This window comes from Arthrobacter sp. zg-Y877, assembly GCF_030373105.1.
Taxonomy (GTDB): domain Bacteria; phylum Actinomycetota; class Actinomycetes; order Actinomycetales; family Micrococcaceae; genus Arthrobacter_B.
The window spans coordinates 113,069-126,804 of sequence record NZ_JAUCPU010000003.1; the positions used below are offsets into that span (position 1 = coordinate 113,069).

At 66.3% G+C, this 13,736-nt stretch carries 14 protein-coding genes; 5 read left to right on the plus strand and 9 right to left on the minus strand.

Annotated features, from left to right (window positions below; genetic code table 11):
- Positions 1-67 precede the first annotated feature (67 nt).
- The 3 genes from QNO03_RS08015 to pdhA are packed head-to-tail and all read right to left on the minus strand — an operon-like array spanning position 68 to position 3,581.
- Positions 68-1,432, minus strand: a complete 1,365-nt coding sequence (locus QNO03_RS08015) for a dihydrolipoamide acetyltransferase family protein (protein WP_289602905.1) — start codon at positions 1,430-1,432, stop codon at positions 68-70.
- Positions 1,432-2,451 carry an alpha-ketoacid dehydrogenase subunit beta gene (locus QNO03_RS08020; RefSeq protein ID WP_289602906.1) on the minus strand — a complete coding sequence of 340 codons (1,020 nt, stop codon included), beginning with the start codon at positions 2,449-2,451 and terminating at the stop codon, positions 1,432-1,434. Before QNO03_RS08020 ends, QNO03_RS08015 begins: the two co-directional genes overlap by 1 nt.
- A complete protein-coding gene (gene pdhA, locus QNO03_RS08025; RefSeq protein WP_502874564.1) occupies positions 2,448-3,581 on the minus strand; it encodes a pyruvate dehydrogenase (acetyl-transferring) E1 component subunit alpha in 1,134 nt (377 codons plus the stop codon). The genes QNO03_RS08020 and pdhA overlap by 4 nt, the downstream gene beginning before the upstream one ends.
- A gap of 178 nt (positions 3,582-3,759) precedes the next feature.
- Between pdhA and QNO03_RS08030 the strand changes: the two genes are divergently transcribed.
- The gene (locus QNO03_RS08030; RefSeq protein WP_289603251.1) at positions 3,760-4,248 is read left to right on the plus strand and encodes an Lrp/AsnC family transcriptional regulator; all 489 of its coding nucleotides are present in this window, start codon (positions 3,760-3,762) and stop codon (positions 4,246-4,248) included.
- A gap of 37 nt (positions 4,249-4,285) precedes the next feature.
- On the opposite strand, the gene QNO03_RS08035 is transcribed toward QNO03_RS08030, so the two are convergent.
- Positions 4,286-5,842, minus strand: a complete 1,557-nt coding sequence (locus QNO03_RS08035; protein WP_289603252.1) for a monocarboxylic acid transporter — start codon at positions 5,840-5,842, stop codon at positions 4,286-4,288.
- Positions 5,843-5,910: 68 nt separating this feature from the next.
- Positions 5,911-6,282, minus strand: a complete 372-nt coding sequence (locus QNO03_RS08040) for a DUF485 domain-containing protein (RefSeq protein WP_229950006.1) — start codon at positions 6,280-6,282, stop codon at positions 5,911-5,913.
- 226 nt (positions 6,283-6,508) lie between these two features.
- Between QNO03_RS08040 and QNO03_RS08045 the strand changes: the two genes are divergently transcribed.
- From QNO03_RS08045 to QNO03_RS08060, 4 genes are read left to right on the plus strand one after another with little or no spacing between them, the layout of a single operon-like run.
- Entirely contained in the window at positions 6,509-7,720 is a 1,212-nt protein-coding gene (locus tag QNO03_RS08045) for a sensor histidine kinase (RefSeq protein WP_229950004.1), read from the plus strand.
- 10 nt (positions 7,721-7,730) lie between these two features.
- The gene (locus QNO03_RS08050; RefSeq protein WP_229950002.1) at positions 7,731-8,471 is read left to right on the plus strand and encodes a LytR/AlgR family response regulator transcription factor; all 741 of its coding nucleotides are present in this window, start codon (positions 7,731-7,733) and stop codon (positions 8,469-8,471) included.
- Positions 8,468-8,848 carry a hypothetical protein gene (locus QNO03_RS08055; protein WP_229950000.1) on the plus strand — a complete coding sequence of 127 codons (381 nt, stop codon included), beginning with the start codon at positions 8,468-8,470 and terminating at the stop codon, positions 8,846-8,848. Before QNO03_RS08050 ends, QNO03_RS08055 begins: the two co-directional genes overlap by 4 nt.
- 26 nt (positions 8,849-8,874) lie before the next feature.
- A complete protein-coding gene (locus tag QNO03_RS08060) occupies positions 8,875-10,371 on the plus strand; it encodes a sodium/solute symporter (protein WP_289602907.1) in 1,497 nt (498 codons plus the stop codon).
- A 56-nt stretch (positions 10,372-10,427) separates the two neighbouring features.
- Here QNO03_RS08060 and QNO03_RS08065 read toward each other — a convergent pair whose 3' ends face one another.
- The 4 genes from QNO03_RS08065 to pyrH form a co-directional block, all read right to left on the minus strand.
- Positions 10,428-11,006 carry a DivIVA domain-containing protein gene (locus tag QNO03_RS08065; protein WP_229949995.1) on the minus strand — a complete coding sequence of 193 codons (579 nt, stop codon included), beginning with the start codon at positions 11,004-11,006 and terminating at the stop codon, positions 10,428-10,430.
- A gap of 182 nt (positions 11,007-11,188) precedes the next feature.
- Complete coding sequence (locus tag QNO03_RS08070) at positions 11,189-12,076, minus strand: phosphatidate cytidylyltransferase (protein ID WP_229949993.1); 888 nt, start codon at positions 12,074-12,076, stop codon at positions 11,189-11,191.
- Between the two features lie 77 nt (positions 12,077-12,153).
- Positions 12,154-12,711: a ribosome recycling factor gene (gene frr / locus QNO03_RS08075; protein ID WP_229949991.1), complete on the minus strand. Its 558-nt coding sequence runs from the start codon at positions 12,709-12,711 to the stop codon at positions 12,154-12,156.
- Between the two features lie 292 nt (positions 12,712-13,003).
- On the minus strand, positions 13,004-13,735 hold the full coding sequence (gene pyrH / locus QNO03_RS08080) for a UMP kinase (protein ID WP_229949989.1): 732 nt from the start codon (positions 13,733-13,735) through the stop codon (positions 13,004-13,006).
- Between the last annotated feature and the right edge of the window lies 1 nt (position 13,736).

Sequence of the window (13,736 nt, forward strand, 5' to 3'; positions counted from 1 at the left end):
TTCCAAACGAGCAGGGCCCGTACCGGAGCTGATCCGGTCCGGGCCCTGCCTGCGTTTAAACGCAGGGCTAAGCCATGGCCAGCGCCAGTGCGGGCTCGGCCAGCACTGCCCCAACGTCGGCCAGGAACCCTGCCCCCTGCTCGCCGTCCACTAGCCGGTGGTCGAAGGAGAGGCTCAGCGTCATCACCGAGCGCAGGGCAACAGCCCCTTCGTACTCCCACGGCTGCCGCCGGACCGCTCCCAGTGCCAGGATGCCTGCTTCACCGGGATTCAGGATGGGCGTTCCGGCGTCGACGCCGAACACCCCCACGTTGGAGATGGAGATGGTTCCGCCGGCCAGGTCCGCCGGCTGGGTTTTCCCGTCCCGTGCTGTCTGCGCCAGCGACGTCACCGCAGCGGCAAGTCCGTGCAGGCTCAGCGTCTGGGCATCCTTGATATTCGGAACCATCAGCCCGCGCGGCGTAGCCGCGGCAATGCCGAGGTTCACGTAGTTGTATGTGATGATTTCCCGCGCCTGCTCATCCCACCGCGAGTTCAGGGCAGGGAAGCGCCGCACCCCGAGACAGACCGCCTTGGCTGCCAGCGTCAGCGGGGACAGCTTCACCCCGTTGAAGGCCGGCTGCTGCCGGAGCCGCGCCAGCAGGTCCATGGTGGGAGTGACATCCACGGTGAGGAAGACAGTGGCGTGCGGCGCCGTAAAGGCACTCGCGACCATGGCGGCCGCAGTGTGCTTCCGCATCCCCGAGACCGGTGTCCGCTCCTCCCGTTCCGGCGCTGCTGCCGGCGCCGTTGGCCCGGCGATCGGCAAGGCGGCGATCGGCAAGGCGGCGTCGAGTGGAACTGCCGGTGACGCAGCGCGGACGACGTCGGCACGCACCACGAGCCCGCCGGGTCCCGATCCCTGCACCTCGGTAAGGTCCACCCCCATGTCCCGGGCCAGTTTGCGGACCGGCGGCGTGGACCGCGGCCGCTCCCGGGAAGGTGCGGCCGTCGGGTCGGGTGCGGGTACAGGTGACGGAACAGGTTCAGGTGGTGCTGCGGGAGCAGGCGGTGCTGCGGGTGCGGGGCCGGAAGCCGGCCGCCGCCGTCGTGCCGGCCGGCCGGTGGCATCCGGCACGGCCCCGTAGCCCACCAGGTTCGGCTCCCGCTTAGCCGGCACGGGTTCCCCACCGGCGTCGGCCGCATCCGCACCCGTGGTCACCTCGAAGGACACGATCGGCGACCCGACCTCGACCACGGTTCCGGCCTGTTCGTGCAGGCGGGCCACTATTCCGGCGTACGGTGACGGAAGCTCGACTATGGCCTTGGCGGTCTCCACGTCGGCAATCACCTGGTTCAGCTCGACGTTGTCCCCCACATTGACGTGCCAGTTCAGGATCTCGGATTCGGTGAGCCCCTCCCCCAGGTCCGGAAGGCGGAATTCGCGCAGCATCAGCCCGCCGCCGATCCGGAGACCGCACCGGACAGGGAGCTGGGCCGGTCCAGGACACAGTCCACTCCGTCGAGGATCCGGTCGAGGTCCGGAAGATGATGGGATTCGAGCCGGGCCGGCGGATACGGGATATCGAAACCCGTCACCCGTACCGGGGCGTGCTCCAGGTACTCGAAGCAGCGCTCGGTGATGCTGGCCGCAATCTCGGCACCGAGTCCGCCGGACTGGGCAGCCTCATGCGTGACCACCAGCCGGCCGGTTTTCCGGACGGATGCCTCCACGGTGGCGAAATCGATGGGCGCCAGCGACCGCAGGTCAATCACTTCAATGGAGACTCCCTCATCCGAGGCAGCCACCGCGGCATCGCGGGCGGTGGGAACAAGCGGCCCGTAGGCCACCAGCGTGACGTCGCTGCCTTCGCTCACCACGCGGGCGGCGCCCATGGGCAGCTGCGGAACTGCGGCTTCATCCACCTCGCCTTTCACGTGGTAGCGGCGCTTCGGTTCGAAGTAGAGCACCGGGTCATCGGAGGCGATGGCCTGCTGGATCATCGTGTACGCGTCCTGGGGATTGGACACACTGATCACGCGCAGCCCGGAGGTGTGGGTGAAATAGGCTTCGGGTGATTCCGAGTGGTGTTCCGGTGAGCCGATGCCGCCGCCGAACGGAACACGGATGGTCAGTGGCAGCTTCACGGCTCCACGGGTGCGGTAATGCATCTTCGCCACCTGGGACACAATCTGGTCGAAGGCCGGGTAGATGAACCCGTCGAACTGGATCTCCACCACGGGCCGGTAGCCGCGGAAGGCCAGGCCGACGGCGGTACCCATGATTCCCGACTCGGCGAGCGGGGTATCCACCACTCGCTGCGGCCCGAAGTCCTGCTGGAGTCCGTCGGTGATCCGGAAGACGCCGCCGAGTTTGCCAACGTCCTCACCCATAATCAGGACCCGGGGATCCTGCTCCATTGCGCGCCGCAGGCCGGCGGTGATCGCCCGGCCGAAAGTCATGCTGGTCATTTACGGTTCTCCTCGCCGGCGAAAGCGCTGAGATAGCGCGAATACTGCTCCTGCTGGCGGTCCAGCCAGGAGTGCGGCTCGGAATAGACATGGGCGAAAACGTCCGCGGGTACAGGGTCGGGCATGCCCAGGCAGGCCGCACGCAGCTCGGCAGCTGCGGTGTCGGCACGGGTGCGGGCCTCTGCCTCGAATTCGTCGGTGAAAAGTCCCATGGACGCCAGCAGTGCCTGGACCCGGGACAGCGGATCCTTGGCGCGCCACTGTTCCAGTTCGGCGTCGTCGCGGTAGCGGGTGGGATCGTCCGCCGTGGTGTGCGGACCCATCCGGTAAGTCACGGCTTCAATGAAGGTGGGTCCGTTGCCGGTGCGGGCACGGTCCAAGGCTTCCCGGGTTGCGGCCATCACGGCCAGCACGTCGTTGCCGTCCACCCGGATGGACGGGATGCCGAAACCGGGGGCGCGGTTGGCGATGGGCACCTGGGCCTGCAGGGTCACCGGCTCGGAAATCGCCCATTGGTTGTTGGTGCAGAAGAAGACCACGGGGGCGCTGAAGCTGGCGGCGAAGACCATGGCTTCGTTGACGTCCCCCTGGCTGGTGGCTCCGTCGCCGAAGTAGCTGACGGCGGCGTCGTCTGAACCGTCACGCGTGATGCCCATGGCATAGCCGGCGGCATGCAGTGCCTGGGCACCGATGATCACCTGAGTGGGTGCCATGTTGACTGTGTAGGGGTCCCAGCCGGCGGCGGCGTTGCCGCGCCAGACCCGCATCAGGTCCTCCATGCCCACCCCGCGGCAGTAGGCGACGCCGTTCTCCCGGTAGCTGGAGAAAACGAAGTCCGAGGTTCGCAGCGAGCGTCCCGACCCGATCTGCGCGGCTTCCTGGCCGAGCAGCGGCGGCCACAACCCCAGTTCGCCCTGCCGCTGCAGGGCGGTGGCTTCAGTGTCGATCCGGCGGATGACGGCCATATCGATGTACAGCTCCCGCAGGCGGGCACCGTCGATGTCCTGGACCCATCGGTCATAGAGGGGGTCCGGGGTGCGGACACCGTCCGGAGTGATCAGCTGGACGTAGGGGTCGGTGGGTGTGCTGCCGGAGTTTTCCGGGTGCCGCACCGGGGAATGCAGGGACACTTGGATACGCATCCTTCCGTGTTTCGGCCCCTGGGTGGCGGGACCAAACCGATGCCCGGGCTCCATTGCCCGGGTAAGTGTGACCCTACTCACACCCAGCACCCGGCACAACCATTCCCGGAAAAACTGGGCATCCTGCCCTATAAAGAGGAAAATCCCCGTGCTAGCGTTGCGCACTATGCAGCCCCTGGACGCCACCGACCTCCGGCTTCTGCTGGCCCTCACGGAGGATTCAACCCGGACGGCGGTGGCCCTGGCAGCGGAACTCGGCCTCTCTCGCAACACTGTCCAGGCCCGGCTGGCGGGCCTGGAACGCAAGGGGGCGTTCCTGCCGTTTGAACGCCGGATCAGCACTGCGGCGCTCGGCTATCCGCTGATGGCCTTTGTCCATGTGCATGTCCACCAACCCAGCCTGGCCCGGATCACTGCGGACCTGGCCGGCCTGCCGGAGGTGACGGAGGCCCACGGCCTTACCGGAGATGCCGATCTCCTGCTGCGTGTGGTGGCGGCGGACGCCGAGGACCTGTTCCGCATCAACAAACAGATCCTGGCCATTGAGGGCGTTGAACGCTGCGACACCAACCTGGCCATGGGCGAACTCATTCCCCTGCGCGCCGCTCCCCTGCTGCACCGCGGCGCTGCTGCAGCAAAGGCAGGCCCCGCCTAAGCGGAGCCTGCCTTTGTACTGCGGTTGAACGGGACCTTTAGTGGTCCACGGCCTTCTCGGCGCCGACGCCGGTCAGGGACCGGACTTCCATTTCCGCCTGCTTGACGGCGGATTCGGTGTTCTTATCCAACACCGTGCCCAGCCAGCCCAGGAAGAAGGCCAGCGGGATGGAAACGATTCCGGGGTTGTTGAGCGGGAACCACTGGAAGTCCATACCGGCGATCATGGAGGTTTCCGCACCTGAAACCACGGGCGAGAACGCAATGAGCAGGATTGCCGACCCGAGGCCGCCGTACATGCTCCACAGGGCACCCTGCGTGGAGAACTTCCTCCAGTAGAGCGAGTAGACGATCGTGGGCAGGTTGGCACTGGCCGCCACTGCGAAGGCGAGGGCCACCAGGAAGGCGACATTCTGCCCCTGTGCACCAATGCCGCCCAGGATCGAGATGATGCCGATCACCACCACCGTGCTGCGGGCTACCTTCACCTCACCGTCTGCGTCGACCTCACCCTTGCGGATGACGTTGGCGTAGATGTCGTGGGCGAAGGACGCTGCTGCCGTGATGGTAAGGCCGGCAACCACCGCGAGGATGGTGGCGAAGGCAACGGCGGAGATCAGTCCCAGCAGCACCGGTCCACCCAGTGCGAAGGCCAGCAGCGGTGCTGCCGAGTTCACTCCGCCTGGAGCGCTCGCGATGGCTTCCGAACCGATCAGGGCCGCGGCTCCGTAGCCGAGAACCAGCGTGAACAGGTAGAAGATGCCGATCAGCCAGATGGCCCACACGACCGAACGGCGGGCTTCCTTTGCCGTGGGGACGGTGTAGAAGCGCATCAACACGTGCGGCAGGGCTGCGGTGCCGAGCACCAGGGCCAGTCCGAGGGAGACAAAGTCCAGCTTGGAGGTCTCCGACTTGCCGTACTGCAGCCCCGGATCCAGGATGGCGGCGTTGCCGGTCGTCTCGACGGCCGCTCCAAGGAGCTCCGAGAGGTTGAACCCGTGCAGGGCCAGGACCCACACCGTCATGACGGCCGCACCGGTAATCAGCAGGAAGGCCTTGATGATCTGCACCCAGGTGGTGCCCTTCATGCCGCCGACCAGTACGTAGATGATCATCAGGGCGCCGACGACGCTGATCACCACAGACTGTCCGACCTTGCTGTCAATACCTATCAGCAGGGACACCAGACCGCCGGCGCCTGCCATCTGCGCCAGGAGGTAGAAGAAGCAGACAGCGAGCGTCGTGATGGCTGCGGCGATGCGGACAGGACGCTGCTTGAGGCGGAACGACAGCACATCCGCCATCGTGAACTTGCCTGTGTTGCGGAGCATTTCGGCGACAAGGAGCAGTGCCACCAGCCAGGCGACGAGGAACCCGATCGAATACAGGAAGCCGTCGTAGCCGTTGACCGCGATGGCTCCGACAATACCCAGGAAGGAGGCGGCCGAGAGGTAGTCGCCGGCAATGGCGGTGCCGTTCTGCGGGCCCGTGAAGGACCGGCCGGCCGCGTAGTAGTCGGCGGCCGTCTTGTTGTTGCGGCTCGCGCGCAGCACCACCACGAGGGTGACGGCAACGAACACGCCGAAGATGATCATGTTCAGCAGTCCGGTGTCCTTGATGGACTCCGCCGTGACTTCGGTGGCGGCGGAAATGTGCAGGCTGTTCACTTGGTCTCCTCCGGGCGGCGCACTCCGTGTGCCTCAAGGTCACGGCGGAGGTCCGCCGCGATGGGGTCCATCTTGCGGTTGGCGTAGCTGACGTACCACATGGTGATACCGAACGTGCTCACGAACTGCAGCAGGCCGAGGATCAGGCCCATGTTGATGTTCCCGATCACTGGGGTGGACATAAACCCGTGCGCGTAATCGGCCAGCAGGACGTAGGCGAAATACCAGACCAGGAAAACCACGGCCATCGGGAAAATAAAGCTGCGCTGGCGCTTGCGCAGTTCCTGGAACTCGGGCGAGCTCTGGACTTCCCGGAAGTCCACCTGTTCCGGGTGCGCAGCGTGTGAAACCGGCTGCTCTTCAGCCATTGTTCCTCCTTCATAGGGGCCCGCTCGGCGCGGCATCCACCTGTGGAGGTCAGGACACGACGCTGTGCAAGCTGTGACGCTCATCACTTTCCTACACTCACGTCATACGTGTCCGCCCAGCGCGCTCCGGCGTCGGTGAACGGTCAGTTCCATGCGGTGAACGGCGCCGAACAGCACTCAACAGCGCTAAACGGCAGTGCGGGCTCCGGGACGTTAGGGTTGGTCCATGCTGAGTCCCGCCGTCGACATCGCCCTGGTCTGCGCCATAGCCGTCCTGACAGTGGCAGCGGTGGGCACCCTCGGTTTCCGGCTCAGCCGATCGCAGCGGGATCTGGGGTCCGACGCCGAGCGGGCCACCTACGCCACCCTCCACACCGCCTCGCTCGCGTCCGCACATCTGCGCGCCGGGCTGACCCCCGCCGGGGCGGGCCGGGCCAGCCGTCACCTGCGTGACTTGTTGGGCTGCGACACGCTGGTGATCACGGATGCGTCGGCCGTCCTGGCCTGGGACGGCACGGTCAATGACTCGCCCTTCCGCCGGGAGCGGCTGCTGGCCGCTGCGGCACTGGTCCTGGGTTCCGGCCGGACCCGGGTCTTCCGTGGTGCCGCGCTGCGGGCCCTTGGGCTGCAGGACACCGGACGCGAACTGTTGATCTCTCCCCTGCCGGTGAACGGCCAGACGGTGGGAACCGTCGCCATCTTCGCCCCGGAGGTCCGCGCCGGACTTGTCCGGGCGGTCAACGAGGTGGCGGCCTGGCTTGCCACGCAGGTGGAACTGGCCGAGCTCGACGCCTCCCGGGCCCAGCTGATGGAGGCCGAAGTCCGGGCGCTCCGGGCGCAGATCAGCCCGCACTTCATCTACAACTCGCTGAACGCCATCGCTTCCTATATCAATACCGATCCTTCCCGTGCCCGGGAACTTGTGGTCGAATTCGCCGATTTCACCCGCTATTCGTTCCGCCGGCACGGCAACTTCACCACCATCGCCCAGGAACTGGAATCGGTTGACCGGTACCTGCTGCTGGAACGGGCGCGCTTTGGGGAACGGCTGAAGGTCGCCCTGCAGATTGCCCCCGAGGTGCTGGGCACTGTCATCCCGTTCCTGTCCCTGCAGCCGCTGGTGGAGAACTCTGTCCGCCACGGCCTGGAAACCAAAGACGGACAGGGACGGATCAGCATTGCCGCCGTCGACGCCGGCGCGGACGCGGTGATCACCATCGAAGACAACGGAGTGGGCATGGACCCCGACTACCTACGCTCCGTCCTGGCCGGGCATGCCGACGGCGACCACGTGGGTCTTCGCAACGTGGACGTGCGGCTGCGGCAGGTATACGGCGAAAACCACGGGCTGGTCATTGACACTGCCCCCGGCGCCGGAACCCTGATCACCATGCGTGTTCCCAAGTCGCAGCCCGAGAACCGCCCAACGAACGCGTAACCTGTTCACCATGCGCAAACCCCTCCGGCCGCTCACCGTCGTAGTGGCCGACGACGAAGCCCCCGCCGTCGAGGAGCTCGCCTACCTCCTGGGCCAGGATGCCCGCATCGGCACGGTCCACCGGGCCGCCAGCGGCGCCCAGGCACTGCACGAGATAGAGACCCGCGACGTCGACGCCGTGTTCCTCGACATCCACATGCCCGCCCTCTCCGGACTGGAGATTGCGAAGGCGCTGGGCCGGCGGGAACGTCCCCCCGCCGTCGTCTTCGTAACCGCGGACGAGGACCAGGCCCTGCACGCCTTCGACCTGGCCGCACTGGACTACCTGCTTAAACCGGTACGGCCGGAGCGGCTGGCCGAGTCTGTGCGGCGGATCTGCGAGACCGTTTCCGACGCCGAGCCCGAAGACGCCGACGTCGTCACCGTAGTCCAGGGTGCCACGACCAAAATCATCCCGCGCGGCGAGATCCGTTACGTCCAGGCGCAGGGCGATTACGCCAGGCTGCACACCGCGGACGCGAGCTACCTGATCCGGGTACCGCTGGCGGATCTGGAAGAACAGTGGGCCGGTGCCGGTTTCGTGCGGATCCACCGGTCGTTCCTGGTGGCGCGGAGCCACATCCGCCAGGTACGGCTGACGGGCGGCCGGACCAGTGTGCGGCTGGGCGACGTGGACCTGCCGGTCAGCCGGCGGCATCTGCCGGCAGTGCGCACCACGCTCGACGCCGGCCGCGTCCGGCCCACGCAGTGAACGGGCAGTCCACCCCGGATCCGGTGCCGGAGCGGATCCGCGTCACCGCGCCCGGCACCGGGGCGGCACCCTTCCCCGTGTCCCGGGAACTTGATGAACAGTCCGAAGTGGGCGAGCTGATCATCGGCTCGCTGATCCGCAGCCAGCTCCGGCTGGCACTGGTGGTCGGCGGCGGATTCCTGCTGATCCTCCTTGGCGTCCCGGTGCTGCTGGCGTTCCTGCCGGTGATCGCCGAACTGTCGGTCTTCGGCGTCCCCGCACCGTGGATCCTGCTCGGCGTCGGAGTGTATCCGCTCGTCATCGGCTGCGGTCTGCTCTACGTGCTCAGCGCCCAGCGCAACGAAAACCGGTACCGCGACCTGATGGACGGGCAGTAGCAGTGGCCTTGGACACGGCAGCGGCTATGAGTCCCGGCATCGGCTACACAGCGCTGGCCCTGGTCTGCGCCGCAACACTGCTGATCGGGTTCTACGGACTGCGGATTTCACGGACCACCAGCGACTTCTACGTAGCATCACGCACCGTGAAGCCCTGGTGGAATGCGTCGGCCATCGGCGGTGAATACCTCTCGGCGGCCAGCTTCCTAGGGGTGGCCGGCCTGATTGTCGCTTCCGGCGTGGATGCGTTGTGGTTCCCCATCGGCTATACCGGCGGCTACCTGATGCTCCTGCTCTTCGTGGCGGCTCCGCTGCGCCGCTCCGGGGCCTACACGGTTCCGGACTTCGCCGCCGCCCGGCTGGAGTCCCTTCCGGTGCGGAGGCTGACCAGCCTGCTGGTGATCACAATCGGCTGGCTGTACATCGTGCCGCAGATGCACGGCGCGGCCCTCACCATGCGCATCACCACCGGGCTCCCCGCGTGGATCGGCTGCCTGGTAGTGACCGGCGTCGTCTGCCTGAGCGTGGTGACCGGAGGAATGCGCTCCATTACGTTTGTCCAGGCCTTCCAGTACTGGCTGAAACTGGTGGCCATTGCGGTGCCGGTGCTCTTCATTCTGTTCCGGCTTGCCGGCGACGGACCGCCGGGGGCCGACGGCGGGCAGCTCCTGGCCGAGGCGTTGAACCCGGAAACGCATGCACCGCTCTACCGGAACATTTCCCTGAGCATCGCCCTGCTCTGCGGCACCCTGGGCCTTCCGCACGTGCTGGTGCGTTTTTACACCAACCCGGACGGAGCGTCCGCCCGGCGGACCACGCTGATTGTCCTGGGCCTGCTCTCGCTGTTCTACATCTTCCCGATCACCTACGGGGTGCTGGGCAGGATCTATGCCCCGGACCTTGCGGCCGAGGGGGCGTCGGACTCAACCGTGCTGCTGCTGCCCGGGCGTGTTTTCGACGGGGCCTCCGGGGACCTGCTGGCAGCTTTGGTCACTGCCGGAGCGTTTGCCGCGTTCCTCTCCACGAGCAGCGGACTGACCGTCTCGCTGGCGGGGGTGATCAGCCAGGAATTCTTCCGCGGCAGCGTCCGTGGGTTCCGGGTCTCAGCCGTGCTGGCCGCCGTCGTACCGCTGGGCATTGCCCTGCTCACCGAATCCTCGGCGCTGGCGGGGAGCGTCGGCATGGTGTTTGCGTTCACCGCGTCCACCCTCTGCCCCCTGCTCGTGCTCGGGGTCTGGTGGCGCCGGCTCACGGCACCCGGTGCCGGTGCGGGGATGCTGACGGGTGCGCTGCTGTGCGGCGGTGCGATGGCGGCCGGCGCTGTCCTGCCCCGGACCGGCGCGGCAATTCCCGCCTGGATCGAGCAGCCTGCTGCGTGGACAGTGCCTGCGGCTTTTGGCGTGATGGTGCTGGTGTCCCGGATGACTGCCGGTTCCGCGCCGGGCGGTGCGGCAAAATTCCTGGCCCGGCTGCATACCCCGGAGCCCCTCGACCGGGACCGGCCGGGGGCCGGAACGCCGTAGGCGTGGGCCGGAACGCCGTAGGCGTGGGGACGTGGGGCGCGGGGCGTGGGGCGTTCCTAGTCTATGGACGCCATCAGTTCGACGACGCGGTCCAGGAAGGCGTCCACCTGGCTTTCCTCGTAGCCCTGGCCACCCTTCGTCTCGCGGAAGACGGCGCGGCGCACCACGTCAACACTGAGCGGCCGGTCATGTTCAAAGTAGCCGAGGAGCTCGTTGCACAGGGCATCAACGTCCTTGACGTTGTAGCTGGTCACGCGCTTCTTGGCCGGCCGGCGGAACCGCTCCCCCGGCTTGCGGTGCAGCCGGGCACGGAGCACCGCTGACATCCGGCCGATCTGCAGCAGCCACGCTTCTTCTCCGCGCTCGGCAATGAGGTGGTCACGCTCGCGCTGCGCGAAGACATCCTCCAGGCGGTCCAGGGCCGCGTCCACCGCCTGCGGCTCGTAGCCGCCCTTGGCCGGATCGAAGGCCATGGACCGGACATCGGCGCTGGTGACCCGGTGGGCCGACGTCGAATCGGAGTTGTAGTAGTTCCGGGCCTTGGTCAGGAACTCATCGACCTGGCGGATGTTGTAGCCGTAGTCCCTTCGTCCCACCCGTTCGAAAGGGGCACTGGCCTGCCGCGCATCGTCCATGAATTTACTGTTCCTCTGTGGTTATTGCCTATGGAGTCGTTGCCGGTGGAGCCGGTTTTCTACCACAGGATTCCTGCCCGGCAACGTCTAAAAACTGTGAAACATCTTACGATGCCCGCACCAAAGGACCTGCCAAGGCACACCGGACGTTGCCGGACCGTTACGGTTTTACGCCGGCCGGCCTAGGAAACGGAGGAAAGCAGGACAGACAGCAGGAAGACCACCGGAGAAGCGAAGACGACTGAATCCAGGCGGTCCATCACTCCGCCATGGCCCGGCAGGAGGTTGGACATGTCCTTCACGCCGAGTTCCCGCTTGACCATGGACTCGGAGAAATCACCGGCAGTGGCTGCAGCAACGGTGGCGACGGCTAGAACCACGCCGAACCACCAGGGCTGGTCCAGGAACAGGACCGCGGCACCAACGCCTACGACGGCGGCGCCGACGGCGGATCCCGCGAAGCCTTCCCAGGACTTTTTCGGGCTGATCTTCGGCGCCATCGGATGCTTGCCGAAGAACGCGCCTACCAGGTAGCCGAACGTGTCATTGGAAACCACAAGCAGGAGCAGCACCGCAACGCTGATTTGTCCGTCCGGTTCGCGCAGCAGCAACAGGGCGAAGCTCAGCAGGAACGGCACCCAGAGAACCACGAAGATTCCCGCGAGGATGCTCTGGATCGCTTCAGCGGCAGTGTCGATGCTGCGCCACAGGAGGATTGCGACGGCGGTTGCCACCATGGCAAAGGCCAAGGCCTCGGTCCCGCCGAAGAACGCCGCGAACGGCAGCGCGACGGAGCCGACCAGGACCGGCACCTGCGGCACCTTCATGCCGCGGACTTCGAGGGCACGGTTGACTTCCCAGACGCCGACGGCGGCGAAGCCGACGGCGATGATCACAATCGCGAACGGGAAGAAAAGCAGACCGATCAGCAGTGACCCCAGCAGGATCACGCCTACGGCAATGGCTGCAGGCAGGTTTCGTCCGGCTCGTGAGACCTTTACGGGCTTGTCCGTACCCCGGCGGTCGCGGGAGCGGCGGCTCCGGACCTGTCCGGGTTCAGCTGCGCTCATGTCCGTGGCCTTTGCTGCCGGAACTGTCTCGACGGACGGTGAACCGCCAGCCTGGGTGGGAGGCTGGGCGTCACTCATCAGACCTCGAGAAGCTCGGCTTCCTTGCGCTTGAGGAGCTCATCGATGGAATCGGTGTGCGCCTTGGTCAGGGCATCAAGATCCTTTTCAGCGCGGGCGCCGTCGTCCTCGCCCACCTCGCTGTCCTTGACCAGGCGGTCAATGCCGTCCTTGGCCTTGCGGCGGATGTTACGGACGGAGACCTTCGCATCCTCAGCCTTGCCGCGGACGATCTTGACGTATTCCTTACGGCGGTCCTGCGTCAGCTCGGGCATGATGACCCGGATGACCTTGCCGTCGTTGGACGGATTGGCTCCCACTTCGGAGTCGCTCAGTGCCCGCTCGATGGCCCGCAGGGCGGAGACATCGTACGGAGTGATAAGCAGGGTACGTGCGTCCGGCGTGGCGAACGACGCCAGCTGCTGCAGCTGGGTCGGGGAACCGTAGTAGTCCACCAGCACCCTGTTGAACAGTGCCGGGTTGGCGCGGCCCGTGCGGACAGCAGCGAAGTCTTCCTTAGCGACCTCCACCGCCTTGTCCATCTTGTCGGCGGCCTCTTTCAAGGTGTCTTCGATCACGGTCTCTCCTCATAAAACAGTGTCCACAAAGCGCTACCCGCTTAGTGGCTGGACTCTAATATCATCCTAAGCCAAAAGGGTGCGGGTTCCCTGCACCGAGCCCCGCCTCAGGGCTGAAGGTTGAACGGCAACCGCCCCGCTGCGGAGAACAAGGTATTGCGTTTCGAAATCAGGGGGCCCGCTCGGTCCCGTAGGGACCTGGAGGAAGGCGGCTTTAAATTCCGGAGGCCGCCTGCGGCCGAGGGGATTTCGTTGCCGCCGTTCCAGGTCCCGCAGGGACCATCACCGGACCCTAGTTCGAAACGATGGTGCCGATCTTCTCGCCACGGATGGCGCGGGTCACGTTGCCTTCACCCTCCATGCCAAAGACCACCATGTCCAGGTCGTTGTCCTTGCACATGGTCATGGCCGTCTGGTCCATCACCCGGATGTCCTGGCGCAGGGCGTCGTCGTAGGTCAGGGTCTGGAGCCGCACTGCGCTGGCATCCTTGTTGGGGTCGGCGGTGTAGACACCGTCAACGCCGCTCTTGGCCATGAGGACCTCGTCAGCGTGGACTTCGAGGGCACGCTGGGCGGCAACAGTATCCGTGGAGAAGTAGGGCAGTCCGGCACCGGCTCCGAAAATGACAACGCGGCCCTTTTCCAAGTGGCGGATGGCGCGCCGCGGGATGTACGCCTCAGCAACCTGTCCCATCGTGATGGCGCTCTGGACCCGGGTCTCGACGCCGGCCTGCTCCAGGAAATCCTGCAGGGCAAGGCAGTTCATAACTGTGCCGAGCATGCCCATGTAGTCCGCGCGGGAGCGGTCCATGCCGCTGGTGGACAGTTCGGCGCCGCGGAAGAAGTTTCCGCCGCCGACGACGATGGCCACCTCCACTTCACCGACAGTCGCTGCGATCTGCTTCGCCACTGCCCGCACCGTGTCGGGATCCACGCCCAGCTTGCCGCCGCCGAACACCTCGCCGGAGAGCTTCAGCAGGACCCGTCGTCGCGGGGAATCGGTTTCTTTCAGTACGTGGGCCATT